The organism is Sporolactobacillus sp. STSJ-5, from assembly GCF_024385605.1.
GTDB lineage: Bacteria > Bacillota > Bacilli > Bacillales > Sporolactobacillaceae > Sporolactobacillus.
The window spans coordinates 17197-34411 of sequence record NZ_JANFOJ010000005.1 but is presented as its reverse complement, the minus strand read 5'-3'; the positions used below and the strand labels follow the sequence as shown (position 1 = coordinate 34411).

Sequence of the window (17215 nt, the reverse complement as noted above, 5' to 3'; positions counted from 1 at the left end):
TTCCATCAATGTTAAATCCGCGTTTTTTCGGCAAAATTCGCAAATCGGAACTAAAGAAGGCTGAATGCCTGTTTTCTGTTCGCTAACAACAGGATGAAGCAGAACTTAATCATTATTTGAAAGCTCACCTGGGTTTGGAAGTTTCTCCTGTAAGTACAATTCATGTGATTTATCGGTTTCTGCCTGGCCGTTTGTCAAATCGGTCACCCAATTCAAAAATGCTGGACCGTCATCCTGATTTGTGTACAAATCGAAACTGACCTTGTCACTATAGCGTATATTCTTAATGATGTATGCGGATTCGCGCAATTTATTTTCCAATGTGCCGCTCAAGTGATAATCAACAGTCACAATCCACTGATAGGAAGGGACCTGTTTTACAACCTCCGCAGCATTGAGCCCGGCACTTGTTGCATGGGCATATGCCCGGATTAATCCGCCAGCACCGAGTTTAATGCCACCGAAATAACGAGTGACCACAACCAGCACATTACAAATGCCGCGTCGCTTTAATACATCAAGAATCGGAACACCTGCAGTTCCGCTCGGTTCACCGTCGTCGCTTGCCTTTTGAATTTCTTGCTTCTTTCCTATGATATAAGCAAAACAATTATGATTGGCTTTCCAATGTTCCTTGCGCACGTTTTGAATCAATTGTTCCGCATCGGTCTCGCTTTCTACCGGATGAACGGCACAAATAAATCGAGAACGCTTGATCTCAGTTTCAATCAGAGCAGCTTTCCCGACTGTAACATAAGCTGTTAATGTCATTTTCGGCTCCTTTCATTTAATCCTTTGAATCGATGCCGTAGCTGTCTTTTCATCTGTTTAGGATTTTGCTGCTGGTTAAGGAGACGGACTATGTCATTCACTCAATCAAAGTGAACCAGGAGCATATAATGATACACTTTTACATTCGACAAACAACGACACGGTTGCGTCCGTCATTAAAGAAATGCCATGAAAATCGAGAAAAGGTACATAGAGATATGGTAATATTTGCACTTGTCATTTGTTTATCAGTAAGAAAGAATGGGTATAGACACTTTTAAAAGAAATTATATATGAAATTGATTGATTGTGCTTTACTGTTTCCTATATTATGAAATTAATTATATGGGACAAAGAAGATTGAGTCGTGAATTAGTGCATAATACCTATATGCAGATAGGTACAAGGTGGCTAGCACGTTCGTAGTGGTTCGGCTACATTTGTTATGGAGGGAAATTATGTCAACCAGCAGACCAATCAAGACAGAGCTTGATGTCAAGCATCTTGATAAAATTATCAATAGCATGATTGATAATGTGAGCGACAGCAAATCTCAGATTTTCGAGATCGGCGAGGAATCGCGAAAAGAGCATGACGCGCTGGTTAAAGAACTCCAACTTGTAAAGCAAGAGTTAAGAGGAATCATTGATCGAAGCGACACACTCGAGATTGAAGCACGAAAATCGAGAGGCCATTTAGCTGAGATCAGCAGAGCTTTTAATCAGTACGGGGAGGAAGACATCCGCCACGCCTATGAAACGGCGAATTCCATTCAAAACGATCTGTCAATTGTTCGTGAGATGGAACGGCAGATGAAGAAAAGACGTGACGAGCTTGAACGACGCTTGATTCAATTAAAGGCGACCATTCACAAAGCGGAAAGCTTGGTCGGGCAAGTTACGGTTGTATTGAATTACTTGACGAGCGATCTGAAGCAAGTGGGCGACGTCATCGCCAGCGCAAGGGAGCAGCGCGCATTTGGGCTGAAAGTCATTGAAGCACTAGAAGAAGAAAGAAAAAGACTTTCTCGTGAAATTCATGACGGACCCGCCCAGACACTTGCACAGGTGCTGCTTGGTCTCGATGTGGTCGAACGTGTCGGGCAAAAAGAAGGAATGGCGGCATCGCACGAGGAATTGCAAAAGTACAGGGTCATGGTACAAGGCGCCTTGGCCGAGGTTCGTAGGATCATTTATGATCTTCGTCCAATGAGCCTTGACGACCTTGGGCTTGTGCCGACACTGCAGAAATACCTTCACCGAGTGAACAGCGATTATCCTTCTCTAAGTATCCATTTTGATCGTATGGGGAAGGAGAAAAGACTGCAATCTAGAATTGAAGCCGCTTTATTCAGGTTAATTCAGGAAGCGGTTCAGAATGCCTGTATTCATGCGGATCCATCGCACATCAGTATTAGAATTGAATATAGAGAAAATAAAGTACTCATTCTAATTACGGATAATGGCACAGGATTTGATCAGTCAGTGAAGAAAGAAGGAAGTTACGGGCTGATCGGCATGAAGGAACGCGCCGAATTATTGGATGGTGAATTGATTATTCACTCAGAAATCGGGCAGGGAACCAAAGTGCTCATCAACATACCGATTCAGCAGGAAGACATGCTTAGCGAGTAACACAGCAGAAGTGGCGGATAGGGCGAGTCCCAAACCCTATCCGCATGGCTACAGTGAAAAAAGAGAGGTGAAAAACTGTTGCGGCACGGGATATGCGAATAACGACTGTTCTCTTTAGGGTTGTGAATCTAGCATTTTTTCTTATTATCTGGCAGCCTTTATTATAACGAGAGACATGCACCTAAAGATGAGCATGAATGAAATCGTTTGCTTAGCAACAGAAATAATCGTGACAAATGTGCGACCGAAAGTGACAACGATTGCTTTGATTGACGATCACCGCCTTTTTCGTGAAGGCGTCAAAAGAATTTTGGATATGGAAAGCGATTTTGAAGTGGTAGCCGAAGGTGATGACGGCAGTACCGCTGAAAAACTGATTGAGGAATCGGATCCCGATGTTGTGTTGATGGATATTAATATGCCGAAATTGAATGGTGTTGAAGCAACGAGACAGCTGATTAAAAATCATCCTGGTCTTAAAGTCATCATTCTTTCGATTCATGATGATGAAAGCTATGTTACCCATGTGTTGAAATCCGGTGCACTTGGCTATTTACTGAAGGAAATGGATGCAGATTCGATGATTGAGGCCGTTCGGATTGTTGCACAAGGCGGTGCTTACATTCATCCGAAGGTAACCCATAACCTTGTTAACGAATTCAGAAGGCTCGCAACTCAGGGCTATTCCACAGAGCTTTCCGGCTTCCGCGATCTTGAATACCGGCCGCCGCTACATATCTTGACTCATCGTGAATGCGAGGTATTGCAGCTGATGGCAGACGGCAAGAGTAACCGAGCGATCGGTGAACATCTCTACATCAGTGAAAAAACGGTGAAGAATCACGTAAGCAACATTCTTCAAAAGATGAGTGTAGAGGATCGTACGCAGGCCGTTGTCGAAGCGATTAAGAACGGTTGGGTAAAAATATATTAAGAAGAAAAACGAGAGCCGTTCGCGGTTCTCGTTTTTTTAATAAAGGCGATGTAGGTGTTTAAAAAATTTTATGATCTTGAAGGATATATGGGCAGCTGCTGTCGAAATAGTAATCTAGCGATTTAATTTTCCAAATAAGATTTACTGCCGCCTTTCATTCTATCTGTACCCAAAGTACCTCATCAACACAGCATCTTTTCCACTATGCATTTCAAATTTATTTTTTTCCACTAACAAAACATCTGATTTTAGCTGCTTCGTCACTCGGTCATTTGTCATCCCTCATTTACTCTCCGAAAGAAGGTTTGTCTATGCTCTTGCTTTCCCGCAGTAAAGGTTTGCTCCTGAATGATTATTCCGATGTTCAGCATGCATTGCACGGTAGAGAGTTTCGTGCTGAAGAACTCCCATTTCCTGAAAAAGTGATTAAAGACTATGTGAAGAGCGGCCATGTTACTGTCCGTCCGGGGATTGTACCGCTTAATGAAAGTATCTTTGATTTGCTGACCGGCCGAAAAAAATGGTTGTGCGCTCGTTGCGGCAATCGTGATCAAGAAACGTTTGCAACGTGCACGTGCGGCCGCTGTCAGAAAAAGTGCGTCTACTGCCGTCACTGTTTGACGATGGGAATCGTGCGGTCATGTACTAAACTGGTGACTTGGTGCGGTCCTGAACCTGCATTAAATCATCGGTTTATTCATCAGAATACCCACCTATGTGCGTGGAACGGTACATTGTCTGATGAACAGAGTATGGCTGCCGAAGCACTGAATCAGACACTTCAGATTGGCAAATCATTTCTTGTCTGGGCTGTCGCCGGGTCCGGCAAGACGGAAATGATTTATCCGGCCATTGAACATCAGTTGATGAATGGCCGGCGTGTTGTGCTGGCAACGCCGAGAACTGACGTCGTCCGTGAGCTTCTGCCGCGAATGCGTGCGGCTTTCCCGGATGTTCCGATCAGCGGGCTCTACGCAGGTAGCCAAGAATCAAACCCGAATGCACCGCTCGTTGTGTCGACTGCCCATCAATTGATCCGTTATTCTAATTGCTTTGATTGCATCTTTATCGATGAAGTCGATGCATTTCCTTATCATTTTGATCCGATGCTGGAATTCGCCGTTCGAAAGGCAGCTAAGCCGGGTGCTCCGATCGCCTATTTATCAGCAACACCGCCTGCCGATTTGACGAATGATTACGCATCAGGAAAATTGCGAGGTGTCATGCTCGCTAGACGCTATCACGGGCATCCGCTGCCCGAGCCGCGCTTTCAATGGATCGGCAACTGGATGCAGATGATTCGCAAAGGGCAGATGCCGTCATTGCTTTGCGAATGGTTGAGCGAAAAAACAAATCAAAAACGACAAGTATTTGTGTTCGTTCCCTCTGTTACGTTAGCTCGCGATTTAACAGAGCTTTTGCAGCGATGCGGTTTTGAAAGGACAGCAGGTGTTCATGCTGAAGATCCGCATCGCCATAACAAGGTCAGCGATTTTCGCGAAGGAAAAATCAATATTTTGGTTACGACAACTATTCTTGAGCGCGGCGTGACTGTTCCGGGTGTCGAGGTTTGCGTGGTTGGAGCTGATGATCCTGTATTTGATGACCGCGCGCTTGTTCAGATTTCGGGACGTGTCGGAAGATCGGCTGAATCTCCAACCGGTGATGTTCTTTTTTTTCATAATGGCAAGACACTGGCGATGATTCGCGCACGCAAACAAATTGAGCATATGAATCAGATCGGGGGCTTTCATTGATGCGCTGTCTGTTTTGCGGTGCGGATCAGCCTGAGGTGTTGACTTTTCGCACACTGCTTTTAGCAGAGGACAAAACCGGGTTTTGTCGTTCGTGCAGAGAACAACTGGCACCAATTGCTGTTCAAAACAGCTGCCAATTATGCGGCAGAGATCTTTCGATACTTGATCCGAAATTGGTGCATGAACATATCTGTTATGACTGCACGCAATGGAAAAAGAGCGGCAGAAACGGTTTATACGAAAAAAATTATGCAGCTTATCACTACAATGCATTCATCAAAGATATTTTGAATCAATTCAAGTTTCGCGGGGATTCAGTATTAGCAGATGGGTTTGCAGATGAAATGAAGAAAATCTTTCGGAGGATAAAGAAGGAACAACGATTGAAGAATTCCTTCAGTTTATTTCGTCCACATGATGAAGAGTACGTTCTTGTGCCCATACCGCTCAGCATGAAACGGCTTGCGGAGCGGGGATTTAATCAGGCAGAAGTGCTGGCCGAGACACTTGATATGCCGATCCTAAACGCACTCACTCGGGTAAAACATGAACCAAAACAAAGTAAGAAAACGCGCAGCGAACGATTGTTGATGCGTGAGACACCTTTTCATCTGGAAAATGAGTATGTATCATTTATCTTGGGGAAAAAGGTTTTGTTGATTGACGACATCTACACGACCGGAGCAACGATGCGCTTGGCTGCCCACGCACTGACAAAGGGGAATCCATTGAGAGTGGATTCTCTTGCACTGATCCACGGATAAAAAAACTTCGCATCGAAGCACTGCGAAGTATGGTTCAGTATAGAGATGATTTTCGATAGCTGATTGCCTGACTGCCCATTTGTTCCCAAGCCTTTATGAATGATGCGCGGTTCGCAATCGTATCTTTTTTTCTGAGCGGATCATTAATAATAATTTTATTCTGATCGTAGCCCGTAACCAGCACTGCATGTTCCTGATTTGTTACTTTAGCTGTACCCCCACTTGTGCGCCAATAGTGAAAATAATTCTTCGAGAGCGGCTTAAAGGTTACATTCGTGATTACGACTACTGGAATACCATCATTTAATTGTGAAAGTACTGAGTCGAATGATTTGCCGCTTAAGTCAATAATACGGCTGGGAAGGTAACGGCGTCCAAGTAGTGCGAGCGGTTCATGATACACGCCGTATCCTCGTTTTGTGGCATCTTCCATGCTGCCGACAAAGCCCACGTCCGGATCTCCGAATTGCTGATTTTGATAATAGGGCACACGTTTGATTTCATGAGCCAGTTCCATTTTTCCTACTTGGATGCCTGCTTTCTGCAGCAGCATCGCCAATGAAGTAACCTCACAGCCCCGTGGCAATTCCGGTTTTTGAAGAATAAATGGGGCATCGATGCGAACGGAATGTTTCCTCGGTTGTCCGGTTGTCTCGTTTTTAATCTGTTCTGCTTCATAGGAAACATCGGATATCCACCTTTTCCCGATTGATCGGTTTCCAGGTGAATAAAGCACAAAGAGCAGTGCTGCAAGCACGATGTCAAAAGCAAGAAACCAGCTTAACCAATGCTTTTTAAAGCGCAATATGCGATCTCCTTTCGATTCAAGATTGTTTGCCGCATCGTATCGGTTGTGCTGCATTTAGCTTATTTGATTTGTGAACGCATTTTTGCATTGTCTTATAGCATGAGGTAATGGCAGTGCTTTGTTAGTGTACCACCATATCCGTAGCTTTTTCGGCTTAATTTGTAACAGTTCCGCTAAAATTTACCGACTTCATGCCGATAATAAGAGCAGACGAAACAAGCAGCGTTCTTACGGCTCTTAGTTGTTATGCAAGGAGGAATTGAATTGCCGGAACTCGAAAATTGTAAAGGATGCGGAAAACTTTTTGTACGCGTATCTTCACCCTATTGTCGGGACTGCTTAAATGAACAGGAAAAGCAGTTTGACACAGTCTACAGCTATATACGCAAACAAGAAAACAGAATGTCCACGGTGACACAAGTTCATGAAGCAACAGATGTTGATCTTGATTGGATTTATCAATGGATTCGTGAGGGCAGACTAAAAACGGCTGTTTTTCCCAACCTTGGCTATCCATGCCGATCATGCGGGCGAACGATACAAAACGGTACCTTATGCGAGCATTGCCGGAAAAAGCTGGAACGCGATATGCAGCAGGAACATATTGATGATTCGCAGACCAATTTCAAAGGCAAGACCTATCATACGTGAAGGGAAAGGAATAGAAGTTAAAGAATTTCTCTGTATTGCCGATATAAAGTATGAACAGACAGAGAAAGAGACAATGTAAATAAAAATGATAATGATACGGCAAATTCCTCTGAGATGAGGTGAATTCATTGAAAATAAATGGTTACCAACCGGTACAATCATACACGAATAATTATCAGACAGCGAAGCTCGGCGAACAGCAAACGGCTGCATCCAAGACAAATGATAAAGTAGAAATTTCCAGTGCGGCGAAACGTTTGCAAGGTACGCAGAAGCTGGACGAAGCCAGGCAGGATAAAATTGAGCAATTAAAATCGCAAATTGAGAACGGAACTTACCATGTTCCGGCAAAAAGTATTGCGGAAAAAATGTACGGATTCTGGAACAGGCAGTAAGGGAATTTGGTAACGAGGAGTGAAGAAGCTTGTCTGCTGAGTGCATGGAACGAATAGTCAAAACAATGATCAGTCAGCATGATGCGCTTTGCAAACTTGCTGATCGTAAATGCGAAGCGATTAAGAATGGAGACGCGCAGACGGTGAGCGCAATCACGAAGGAAGAAGCTCCATTCGTTGATGAACTGAGCAGGCTTGAGAAGAAACGTATTGCCGCGATTCAATCTGATTTAGGCGGCGCACGCTCTGAAGCAACATTTTCAGAATGGGAACAAGCGATTATTCCTGAGGATGAGCAGGAAAAGTGGCAACACCTTTACCTGGATTTGGCAAAGAGCGTGTACACGCTTAAACAGGCAAATACGTTAAATCAGGAACTTCTTCGTGATTCTTTGCTGTGGGTTAAGCTGAATATCGGCTTGCTGAAGCCAAAAACGCGCACATTGAATAACTATCAGAATCCAAGAGGCGGACAATCTCCGTCATCCGTCTTCAGCGGACGTATTGATTCTCGGACATAATTTAAGACGGAGGTGCTAACCGGTGATCCCGATTTTTTCCAGCTTAAACATGATGCAGCGAGCGCTGCAGGTCACACAGTCAGCCATTCAAACAACAGGAAATAATATATCGAATTCGAATACAGACGGCTATTCGCGTCAACGCGTCAATCTGGCAACATGGCTCTCTTATCCGGGTATCGGCATTAACGCCGATCGAAGTGCAGGTCAATTGGGGACCGGAGTGAATGACGAAGCAGTTGTTCGTATCCGTGATCAATTTGTAGATCTTCAAGTCAGGGATAGTTCCAACCAGAACGGCTATTGGAGTGCGCTGAACGATGCGTACAGCCAAATGGAAGATATCGTGAATGAGCCGACCGATACTGGTATTTCATCTGAGCTAGACAGCTTTTGGCAGTCTTTGCAGGATTTAGCCAACAATTCCTCGACAAGCGGGACAGGAACGGTTGTTTTAGAGGATGGTGCGGCATTGGCTGATACCTTCAATTACATCGCTGTGTCATTAGGAAAGGTTCAAAATAATTTAAATCAGCAAATTACGGCAAACACGGATCTTGTTAATAATTATGCTGATCAAATCAACGCGCTCAATCAGGAAATTAACAAGCAGGAAGCGAATGGCTTTCTAGCGAATGACTTATATGATGAGCGAGACGCATTGACAGATAAAATCGCTCAGCTGGTTAATATAAAAGTCAGCAAAGACCCAAGCGGCGGCAATCCGTCACCGCTCGCCGAAGGAAAGTATACCATTGAAATTGTTGATGCAAATGGCAACTCTTATGAGCCAAAGGCAACTTTGGTCGATGGCGCGGCACTGACGAATAATCATCTGAAAGCAGATATCGATACAACGGATACATCGAACCCAAAAGTTACGATATCCATGATGCAATCGGATGACACGACTCCGGTATCCACAGGCACACTGACTAATTTTTCCGGAAAACTACAAGGCCAAATTGATGCCTACACTAACGATTATCCGAGTGTATTAAAAAGTTTGGACAATATGGCGAATACGTTGGCAACGGAGTTTAACAACGCCTATAAGGATACAGCGGGATATAAAGCAGACACGAAAGGCGTCTTTTTTCTCGGTAGCGGAACGGACAATGATGCGGGTACGGTGACAGCATTAAACCTTCATGTAAACAGCAAGTTAAGCGGAAGTGACATTACATCGGCAAATTCAGGTATGCCAAGCGGCGACAACAGCGGAGCAACTGCGATGGCTGATGTGATCGCATCCAATAAGTTCGCAATTGATCCCGATGGTGAAGAAATGACCCTGAAAAATTATTTGCAAGGTTTGGTTGGTCAAATCGGAGTGAACGCTCAATCAGCGGATCAATTCACGAGCAGTTCGCAAACGATACTTGATGCAGCAACAAATCGACGATCATCCATCAGCGGGGTATCCATTGACGAAGAACTCACAAATTTAATCCAATTTCAACATTCGTATGCTGCAGCTGCAAAAGTCGTAACGACACTGGATACAATGTTGGATACATTAATCAATAAAATGGGGTGATATTGGATGCGGGTAACACAAAGTATGATGTCCAATAGTTTACTGAAAAATATCTCCAGTGGCTACAGCCAACTGGCCGATTATCAGAATCAATTGTCGACCGGGAAAAAAATCACGCGTGCATCCCAAGATCCGGTGGTTGCCACGATGGGTATATCTTACCGTACGGATGTCAGTCATGTAGAGCAATACCAGAAAAATGTTACGAATGCCTATAAGTGGCTGGACAGTTCCGACGACGCACTGCAACAGGTCAATGATGTACTTAACCGTATTCGTGAGTTGACAAATGAAGCGAGTACTGATACTTATACAGCAGATCAGCGTGCGGCTGCAGGTGTGGAAGTGGATCAACTGACCCAGCAGCTGGTTACTTTGGGGAATACACAGGTTGGCGGCCAGTATATTTTCAGCGGCAGTGATTCCGCAAACCCATTACTTACTCAAGCATCCGATGGAACAGTAACGATTAACAATTTGGCACAGAAAAATCCTGATTTCAATGTTGCGGTGAACGACGGTATTCAGATGACGATTAATGTGAGTCCGGACTCGGTTTTCAATGATCAGCTTTTTAAAGATTTAAATCAATTGAAAACGGATTTAACTGAAGGCACAGCGACAGCCAGTCAGATCAGCGCACATTTAACGGAAATTGACACACATTTGGATGAAGTTGCCAGTGCCCAGGCGGATCTGGGGGCGAAAACCAACCGAATTGATATGGTGCAAAATCGTCTTGCTGATCAAAAGACAGTTGCAACGAAAATCATGTCCAATAATGAAGATGCAGATTATGCAGAAACCATTGTGAAATTAAATCAACAGCAAAACGTTTATAATGCATCGCTTTCCGTCGGTGCGAAAATCATTCAAACGTCCCTTGTCGACTTTTTAAATTAATAAATATGCAGGTAGGACGATGACATGGCTAAAATTCTTCCGCATGTAGAAATGAGACAAGTTTTCGGCAGAGTGTCAGTAAGTACACAAAATGCGACGCAAACGATCCGCCAACCAAAGGCAGAACAATCCATACAACAGCCAAAAGCGGACATGACGATTGACCGAGAACCGGCACATGTGCAGATTGATCAGTCAGCCGGATGGCATAATCTTGATCTGAAATCGGCAAGAGTACGTATTGCCGAGGCGGCAGATGCCGGCAAGCAGGCGGTACTTGATGGAATCGCACGCCATTCTCAAGAAGGAGACGAGCTTCTGCATATCGAGCGCAATAGGGGAAGAAATCTGTTTGCGAAGCAGGCTGCCGATAATGTGAATGCAGCAGTCATTGGTACACGTTACAGTACAGGCAACACACCTGCATCCCAAGCGGTCACTTATGATGTGACACCCGCAACTTTGCAGGTGAATTGGCAAATTCATGCACCAATGATTCAAGCGACCATTAGTGCGCCGGAATATAGTTATCAGCCAGGACAGGTTAACATTTCCATGGAGCACTATCCATCACTTGATATTCAGGCGGTCGGCATTTTTATTGATGAGAAAGGATAACGAATGGTTATGATCATCCAAACAAAGTATTTTGGCGAACAGGAAATCAAAGAAACAGATATTATAGCGTTCTCGTCGGGGCTTCCCGGATTTGCACACGACCATCGGTTCATTATTCAGCCATTTGGCGAAACCTTCTCCATCCTTCAGTCGGCAGACGATGCAGAGGTCGCATTCATTGTTACCTCACCTTTTTACTATTTTGAGAATTACAGCATTGATCTGCCCGACCATTTTGTAGAACAGCTCGAGATTCGTTCGCAGGAGGACGTGGCCGTTTGGGTAATCGTCAGCGTACGCAATCCTTTTTCTGATTCCACGGTTAATTTAAATGCACCGGTCATCATTAATGTAAATAAAAAAGTTGGCAAGCAGTATATACCCGAGCAATCCGATTACTCTCTTCGAATGCCGCTTACCGCGCAGCTCCAGGAAAAGAGGGTGTAACGATGCTCATCTTGACCCGAAAGCTTGGCGAGTCGATACGTATCGGTGATGATATTGAAGTGAAAATCGTAGCGGTATCCGGTGATCAAATAAAATTGGGAATCACGGCACCACGCGAAGTTGATGTGAATCGCGGCGAGATCTACGAAGCAATTCGCAAAGAAAATAATTCCGCGGCAACCAGCAAACTCCCCGAGGACATCCTGAACACAATCAAATCAATGAAGAAGAAGGATCATTAAACAGACGCGGGCAACCGTGTTTTTTATTTGGATTTCTTTAATGAGAAAATCGTATGTAAAGTGATAAAATTCAATTTGAAAAACAGCATAATAACGATTACATGTACCTTAATGATTGAAAAATTTTATATAAAGGTGAAAAAAGGTCAAAAGGTCTTGAATCTTTATCCCCGCTGTGCAAAAATGTTCATACATTAAAAAAACTATTTTCAATCGAAATGGCACACCTATTGAAAAATAGGGTCGCAAAGCCACGGGCCTACGGTTCATGCTATGGCAGCCGGGTTACCGAAAGGGAAGCAATGATCGTTCTACTCCCACATTTATTTCGGTGCGCCGTTTTGAAGTCAAAAAGGGGCGAGTGAATCATGTGGCTTTTTTATTATCTCAGGAAAGAAAATTTTTTTCATCATTATCAACCGATTGTCAATCTGCAAACAAAAGAAATTGAAGGGTATGAAGCACTTTTTCGCTCAAAGGTTTTTCTAAACCCGGAACGAGCATACCGACTGGCAATCAGGAAAAAAAGCTCTTTGAATTTGATGCACATTCAATAAGAAAGGCACTGTGTACCTTCGTCAAGGACGGACCTGCTCAAAAAGGCAGAAAACTGTTTATTAATGTTTACCCATCAACGATTCTTCATCCGAATTTTGCTACGTTTATTCTTCGGCTCATTGATCAGTGCTCCATTCCTGCTAGCCAGATTGTGTTGGAAATCGTCGAACATGAGATGATAACAGATTTTATCAAACTTACACAAGCTTTGAAAGCTTTGAGAAAAACGGGAATCTTAATTGCGGTCGACGATTTTGGTAAAGGGATTGACAACATTAATCGAACAATCGAAATTGATGCTGATTATATAAAATTAGATCGCTATTTCTCAATTGGTTTAAGCAAGTCAAATAAGAAACAGGCCTACGTCGAATTTCTTGTTCATTACTGTAATCGGTTCGATGTAAAGCTGATTTTTGAAGGGTTGGAGACCGAAAGCGACATTGATTGTGCGCAAGTGCTTGGCGTTTCGTATGCACAGGGTTTCGCTATTGGTAAGCCGCAGCCTATTTCTCAATCTATATAAGGTGATGTACCTATGTCAGAAAACGCAATTATAGTTCTTGGTGCCGGAATTGAAGGTATTTTCCTGCTCGCTGTTCTCTTTGCATTCATTATGTACTACAACAATATTTTGAAGAGAGATCGCTTGCTCATTACGGATCTTAGGAAAAAGATTTACAAAAAAAGCGAATTTGATCGTGAAAAGGAACCAAAAGAACGCCGCCGTCACTACCGCATTGAACTGAACGGAGAAAAGTGTACGGTACGTGTCCTTGATTTTGGCGAACAGACTCTGCAAGGTTTGAATAATAAATCAATTGACGTGGAAATGCTTGATCTTAGTGTAAGCGGAATGAAAATTAAATGCGGAATTGATTTTCCCATTAAGGAAGAGGTTCATGTATTTCTGTCCTTTGCCAAAGAGGATGGCACGATCATTCATGTTAGAGGCGAAGTGATGAGAAAGGAAACAAAACATGGATGTCCAACAGTAAATTATGGTATTCAGTTTGTGAATCCAAGTGCCAAGGAAGAGACGGAAATTCAATCTTATATGAATCAAAAAGAATTGTCAAAAAAGCTTTTGAACTCTGCAATCAGCCGCTGATTTACGGATGACAAAGGATTGGTAATAATTTGAGAAGCCTCCAATTGATTTTTAGAGGATTCTTTTTATCAAAAAACTAAATTATCCGAAATATCAGTGCAATGATGATGTTTGCGTCAATGAACAACTGCCATGGTCTTTATTCAGACGCTGTGGCGTGAGAGAAAGGAAAGTGATGACCATTGACCATTGATCAAATCGAAACATTCCTCGCAGTTGTCAGACATAATGGATTCCGTCATGCTTCGTGTGCACTCTTTTTAACCCAACCTTCTGTTCGTACACGAATTAAAAACTTCGAAAAGGAATTAAATGTGCCTCTGTTCATTCACACCGACCGCACAATTAGTTTGTATGAGAATGGAAAAATACTTTTACCGTACGCAGAAGGCATTACTCGACTGTGTCATGAAGCGAGAGCCGAGCTTGCAAAAATATGCACGATGCATCCTATATGAAATAAATCTTTGACAGATTGAGCAGTTCACGTTAAAATAAGAAAAATTAATTGATGCACAAATACAATGTGTCGTGCCCCGACATAATGGGGCAAAGCGCCTGCTTATTTTTCAAACAATTGTAAAGTGTAACAAAAAAGCGACTTTTTTAATAAAATGGACAAAACACACTTTTTTCGGAAGGAATGAACAGTCCATCGTCACATTTAAGATCCATTGTTGCATAAGCCATGCAACAGGATGAAAAATGGAAACAAGTGGGCTGTTATAAAAAGGAGGATGCAACACGTGATGAATCATCCGAATGACGCCAAAGTCGATGACTATCTGGACCTGTATCTCTTCGCTGCGAAAATCAAGGATCATGAATGGCAAAAGGAAATAAAAAATAGTTTGGCAGCTTTTGTAAAGGCAACAGCTGACCGTGATCGCCAGAGAGCAAGTGACTTGCGTGTCCAGCTCGGTTATGTCAATCGCAGAATTCTCGGCCTGTATCAACAATTGCGTAAACGCAATGTCGAGCTTACCGAAGGAATAACCAATGAGCTGTACGCGCTAAAGCAGCGCAGACTGGAATTGGAAGCGGAGCTTAGCCAAATTAGAGAGCAGAAGCGCCGCATCAGCTAAATGAGCAACCGATTGAAAAGGCCGCCCCATAATGGAGCGGCCTTTTTTTAATTCTTCACCTTATCGGTCACTAAGTCGGATTGCAATGCTCAGTTCCAATGGTTCGTCAGGTGTTACCATGAGCAAATCGTCTTTCTTTTCATTTAATGTGTTGGTAAGCGCGGTCCATGGTTCGACACACACGAATGGCTGATTGCCTTCAACCCATAAAACGGTGTAGCGATAGCGTGGATCCTGGCTGATCACGATTTTTTTCGTCGCGTTGAAATCAAAGACCAGTTGCGGGTCACCACTGTTCAGCAGTACGACAGACTCTTTTAGTCCCTTCATATTGATCTCACCGTTGAATGGCTTGGTTTCATGATCATTGTAATCCAAATAGCTGACTGCCTTGCTTTTTAGATGAAGCTGTTGATCTGTCATTTTAAAATATGGATGATAGCCCGGGTAGACGGGCATGGATTCACTTGAAAGGTTGTTGATGGTTTGACTGATCGTCAATTCACCGTCCGACAGTGTGTATGTGAGCACAGCCTCGAAATCGAATGGATAGGAGTTACGCGTATCTTCTGAACTATGGAAAGCGATCTTCAGCGCTGAGTGGTTGGAATCAGCGGATTGATCTGCGACTTTCCAAGCTCTGGTGCGTGCCAGTCCGTGGTTGTCCATGGAATAAGCAACGCCTTCCCATTCATAGGATTTATTGGTTAATTGCCCGGCGATCGGGAAGAGAACCGGAATACCACCGCGCACATTTTTGCTCGTGTCAAAAAGCGTGGCTTCGTTCATGAACAGGACGTCTTCGCCATTCGTATGGAAAGCGGTCACCATACCGCCGCGTTCCGGACAGATATCTATGTAAGAAATCCCGTCTGTTAGTCGAAAGAAATGCAAGCCTTGTTGATCAAATTCTTTAACCTGATACATGTCAATCCCTCGATTTATTGTTTTATGAACGACTGGAAAACTCTGCCGCCCTACATCACTACTCTATCAAAATTTTAATGCGCTTACATCAATTTTGTGAAAAAAATAACAAAAAATTAAAAAGCCGCTGGGCCAACAAACTCAGCAGCTTTGTTCCTATAATTTTTTTATTCTTTAGCCAATTCCTGCAAGAGAAGGCAGTATGCTTTTTGAATACGTGTGAAACTGCTTAAACGGTAGAATTCATTCGGTGCATGTGGACGTTCATCATCCTGCGAACCGCCAAGCGACAACGTTTCTGCTCCGAGTACTTCTTTGAACAGGCTGGTCACCGGAACCGATCCGCCTGCCCATTGGCGCTTGACCGGGTGACCCGTCATTTCTTCCAATACGTGTTCGAGTTTTTTTAGCGCAGGATCATTGCCAGGAACGCGGTATGGAGGCGTACCGTGCTCGTCTTCAACTGTAACTTCTACCGAACGGAAGGTGTGCGCTTTGATATGCTGCTCAAACAACGCTTGAATTTTTTTCGGATCCTGATCCGGCACGAGCCGCGCGGTGATCTTGGCGTGTGCTTCACATGGAATGACTGTCTTGCCGCCGGCACCCTGGTAACCGCCCCATATACCGTTGACTTCTAACGTAGGACGTGCAACTCCACGTTCCATTGGCGTGAATTCCGGTTCGCCATAGAATTCTTTGAAGCCGACACTTTCACGCATTGCATCCGGAAAAGCATCGAAATTGGCGATCTGCTTCTTCTCATCATCCGTAAGCGGACGCACTTGATCATAAAATCCATCGATCAAAATGCGTCCATCCTCATCACGCATCGAATCAAGAATCCGAACCAATTCATGGATCGCGTTTGGAGCAATACCGCCGCCGAATCCCGAATGCATGTCCATGGCAGCAGTCTTCACGTTGATTTGTGCCGAAAATACACCGCGTACGCCTGTTCCGACGGTTGGCTGTTCCTCAGTGCCGACACCGCTGTCGGCACTGACCACAAGATCGCAGGCAAGCAGATCTTTGTGTGCATCAAGGAAACCACTGAACGAACGGCTGCCGATTTCTTCTTCGCCTTCAAATAAAAATTTAATGTTAACCGGAAGCACGCCGTCTGTTTGCAGCAGAGCTTCGCAGGCGACAATCGGCAAAAGCAGATTCCCCTTCATATCAGTAGCAGCACGGGCAAATACCTTGCCATCATCAATAATTGGTTCAAACGGATCGGAATCCCATAATTCCAGTGGCTCCGCCGGCTGAACATCGAAATGTCCGTAAACCAGTACCGTCGGCTTTCCTTCAGCATGCAGCCAGTCACCATAAACCACCGGATGTCCGCCGGTTTCCAATGTTTGTACATGCTCAATCCCTGCCTTTTTCAAACGCTCGCCAACCCATTTGGCAGCCGCGCGCACATCCTTCGCATAGGCAGGATCTGCCGAAATACTCGGAATACGAAGCAAGTCAAACAATTCCTCGATAAAACGGTCTTGATTTTCATCCAAATACACATTCCATTTGCTAGACATGATGATCCAAC

General features: G+C 44.0%; 19 protein-coding genes, 1 pseudogene and 1 riboswitch. Of the genes and pseudogenes, 16 read left to right on the top strand and 4 right to left on the bottom strand.

Translation table 11 applies throughout. The features are described 5' to 3' along the window. Nucleotides 1–105: 105 nt before the first annotated feature. Nucleotides 106–771: a YigZ family protein gene (locus tag NOM01_RS06630; RefSeq protein ID WP_255747502.1), complete on the bottom strand. Its 666-nt coding sequence runs from the start codon at nucleotides 769–771 to the stop codon at nucleotides 106–108. A 458-nt stretch (nucleotides 772–1229) separates the two neighbouring features. On the opposite strand from NOM01_RS06630, the gene NOM01_RS06625 reads away from it, so the two are divergent. The 4 genes from NOM01_RS06625 to NOM01_RS06610 all read left to right on the top strand — a co-directional run bounded on the left by NOM01_RS06625 (nucleotide 1230) and on the right by NOM01_RS06610 (nucleotide 5860). After that, the gene (locus NOM01_RS06625; RefSeq protein ID WP_255747501.1) at nucleotides 1230–2405 is read left to right on the top strand and encodes a sensor histidine kinase; all 1176 of its coding nucleotides are present in this window, start codon (nucleotides 1230–1232) and stop codon (nucleotides 2403–2405) included. A 193-nt stretch (nucleotides 2406–2598) separates the two neighbouring features. Beyond that, a complete protein-coding gene (locus tag NOM01_RS06620; RefSeq protein WP_255747694.1) occupies nucleotides 2599–3339 on the top strand; it encodes a response regulator in 741 nt (246 codons plus the stop codon). A gap of 311 nt (nucleotides 3340–3650) precedes the next feature. Then, nucleotides 3651–5096, top strand: a complete 1446-nt coding sequence (locus NOM01_RS06615; RefSeq protein WP_255747499.1) for an ATP-dependent helicase ComFA — start codon at nucleotides 3651–3653, stop codon at nucleotides 5094–5096. Further along, nucleotides 5096–5860 (top strand): ComF family protein, encoded by a 765-nt coding sequence (locus NOM01_RS06610; protein WP_255747497.1) that lies wholly within the window; start codon nucleotides 5096–5098, stop codon nucleotides 5858–5860. The genes NOM01_RS06615 and NOM01_RS06610 overlap by 1 nt, the downstream gene beginning before the upstream one ends. Nucleotides 5861–5894: 34 nt before the next feature. On the opposite strand, the gene NOM01_RS06605 is transcribed toward NOM01_RS06610, so the two are convergent. Next, nucleotides 5895–6665, bottom strand: a complete 771-nt coding sequence (locus NOM01_RS06605; RefSeq protein ID WP_255747496.1) for a C39 family peptidase — start codon at nucleotides 6663–6665, stop codon at nucleotides 5895–5897. A 267-nt stretch (nucleotides 6666–6932) separates the two neighbouring features. On the opposite strand from NOM01_RS06605, the gene NOM01_RS06600 reads away from it, so the two are divergent. The 12 genes and pseudogenes from NOM01_RS06600 (at nucleotide 6933) to NOM01_RS06550 (ending at nucleotide 14739) form a co-directional block, all read left to right on the top strand. Continuing rightward, nucleotides 6933–7319 (top strand): TIGR03826 family flagellar region protein, encoded by a 387-nt coding sequence (locus NOM01_RS06600; RefSeq protein WP_255747495.1) that lies wholly within the window; start codon nucleotides 6933–6935, stop codon nucleotides 7317–7319. 128 nt (nucleotides 7320–7447) lie between these two features. Then, a complete protein-coding gene (flgM, locus tag NOM01_RS06595) occupies nucleotides 7448–7714 on the top strand; it encodes a flagellar biosynthesis anti-sigma factor FlgM (RefSeq protein ID WP_255747493.1) in 267 nt (88 codons plus the stop codon). A 29-nt stretch (nucleotides 7715–7743) separates the two neighbouring features. Then, complete coding sequence (locus NOM01_RS06590; protein WP_255747492.1) at nucleotides 7744–8235, top strand: flagellar protein FlgN; 492 nt, start codon at nucleotides 7744–7746, stop codon at nucleotides 8233–8235. A gap of 22 nt (nucleotides 8236–8257) precedes the next feature. After that, on the top strand, nucleotides 8258–9775 hold the full coding sequence (gene flgK / locus NOM01_RS06585; RefSeq protein ID WP_255747490.1) for a flagellar hook-associated protein FlgK: 1518 nt from the start codon (nucleotides 8258–8260) through the stop codon (nucleotides 9773–9775). A gap of 6 nt (nucleotides 9776–9781) precedes the next feature. Then, nucleotides 9782–10678 carry a flagellar hook-associated protein FlgL gene (gene flgL / locus NOM01_RS06580; protein WP_255747487.1) on the top strand — a complete coding sequence of 299 codons (897 nt, stop codon included), beginning with the start codon at nucleotides 9782–9784 and terminating at the stop codon, nucleotides 10676–10678. A gap of 24 nt (nucleotides 10679–10702) precedes the next feature. Further along, nucleotides 10703–11296 (top strand): DUF6470 family protein, encoded by a 594-nt coding sequence (locus NOM01_RS06575; protein WP_255747485.1) that lies wholly within the window; start codon nucleotides 10703–10705, stop codon nucleotides 11294–11296. Between the two features lie 3 nt (nucleotides 11297–11299). Next, entirely contained in the window at nucleotides 11300–11743 is a 444-nt protein-coding gene (gene fliW / locus NOM01_RS06570) for a flagellar assembly protein FliW (protein WP_255747483.1), read from the top strand. A gap of 2 nt (nucleotides 11744–11745) precedes the next feature. Further along, nucleotides 11746–11985 (top strand): carbon storage regulator CsrA, encoded by a 240-nt coding sequence (gene csrA / locus NOM01_RS06565; protein WP_255747482.1) that lies wholly within the window; start codon nucleotides 11746–11748, stop codon nucleotides 11983–11985. 210 nt (nucleotides 11986–12195) lie between these two features. Further along, a riboswitch (cyclic di-GMP riboswitch) is annotated at nucleotides 12196–12278 on the top strand. Nucleotides 12279–12475: 197 nt separating this feature from the next. Beyond that, nucleotides 12476–13069 (top strand): annotated as a pseudogene (locus NOM01_RS06560) (EAL domain-containing protein); the annotation flags it as partial. A gap of 12 nt (nucleotides 13070–13081) precedes the next feature. Then, the gene (locus NOM01_RS06555; RefSeq protein WP_255747480.1) at nucleotides 13082–13654 is read left to right on the top strand and encodes a PilZ domain-containing protein; all 573 of its coding nucleotides are present in this window, start codon (nucleotides 13082–13084) and stop codon (nucleotides 13652–13654) included. A 182-nt stretch (nucleotides 13655–13836) separates the two neighbouring features. After that, complete coding sequence (locus NOM01_RS17215; protein ID WP_370645958.1) at nucleotides 13837–14112, top strand: LysR family transcriptional regulator; 276 nt, start codon at nucleotides 13837–13839, stop codon at nucleotides 14110–14112. A 288-nt stretch (nucleotides 14113–14400) separates the two neighbouring features. After that, nucleotides 14401–14739, top strand: coding sequence for a hypothetical protein (locus NOM01_RS06550; protein ID WP_255747478.1), 339 nt, complete (start codon nucleotides 14401–14403; stop codon nucleotides 14737–14739). Between the two features lie 60 nt (nucleotides 14740–14799). Here the strand turns inward: NOM01_RS06550 and NOM01_RS06545 are convergent, their stop codons facing one another. Continuing rightward, the gene (locus NOM01_RS06545) at nucleotides 14800–15666 is read right to left on the bottom strand and encodes an aldose epimerase family protein (RefSeq protein ID WP_255747476.1); all 867 of its coding nucleotides are present in this window, start codon (nucleotides 15664–15666) and stop codon (nucleotides 14800–14802) included. A gap of 167 nt (nucleotides 15667–15833) precedes the next feature. Beyond that, complete coding sequence (locus NOM01_RS06540; protein WP_255747474.1) at nucleotides 15834–17204, bottom strand: dipeptidase; 1371 nt, start codon at nucleotides 17202–17204, stop codon at nucleotides 15834–15836. Nucleotides 17205–17215 lie beyond the last annotated feature (11 nt).

Excerpts from the sequence above, each read along its gene's own strand:
- NOM01_RS06630 (WP_255747502.1), bottom strand. The coding sequence starts at position 771 with ATGACATTAACAGCTTATGTTACAGTCGGGAAAGCTGCTCTGATTGAA.
- NOM01_RS06625 (WP_255747501.1), top strand. The coding sequence starts at position 1,230 with ATGTCAACCAGCAGACCAATCAAGACAGAGCTTGATGTCAAGCATCTT.
- NOM01_RS06620 (WP_255747694.1), top strand. The coding sequence starts at position 2,599 with ATGAATGAAATCGTTTGCTTAGCAACAGAAATAATCGTGACAAATGTG.
- NOM01_RS06615 (WP_255747499.1), top strand. The coding sequence starts at position 3,651 with ATGCTCTTGCTTTCCCGCAGTAAAGGTTTGCTCCTGAATGATTATTCC.
- NOM01_RS06610 (WP_255747497.1), top strand. The coding sequence starts at position 5,096 with ATGCGCTGTCTGTTTTGCGGTGCGGATCAGCCTGAGGTGTTGACTTTT.
- flgL (WP_255747487.1), top strand. The coding sequence starts at position 9,782 with ATGCGGGTAACACAAAGTATGATGTCCAATAGTTTACTGAAAAATATC.
- NOM01_RS06575 (WP_255747485.1), top strand. The coding sequence starts at position 10,703 with ATGGCTAAAATTCTTCCGCATGTAGAAATGAGACAAGTTTTCGGCAGA.
- fliW (WP_255747483.1), top strand. The coding sequence starts at position 11,300 with ATGGTTATGATCATCCAAACAAAGTATTTTGGCGAACAGGAAATCAAA.
- csrA (WP_255747482.1), top strand. The coding sequence starts at position 11,746 with ATGCTCATCTTGACCCGAAAGCTTGGCGAGTCGATACGTATCGGTGAT.
- NOM01_RS06555 (WP_255747480.1), top strand. The coding sequence starts at position 13,082 with ATGTCAGAAAACGCAATTATAGTTCTTGGTGCCGGAATTGAAGGTATT.
- NOM01_RS06545 (WP_255747476.1), bottom strand. The coding sequence starts at position 15,666 with ATGTATCAGGTTAAAGAATTTGATCAACAAGGCTTGCATTTCTTTCGA.
- NOM01_RS06540 (WP_255747474.1), bottom strand. The coding sequence starts at position 17,204 with ATGTCTAGCAAATGGAATGTGTATTTGGATGAAAATCAAGACCGTTTT.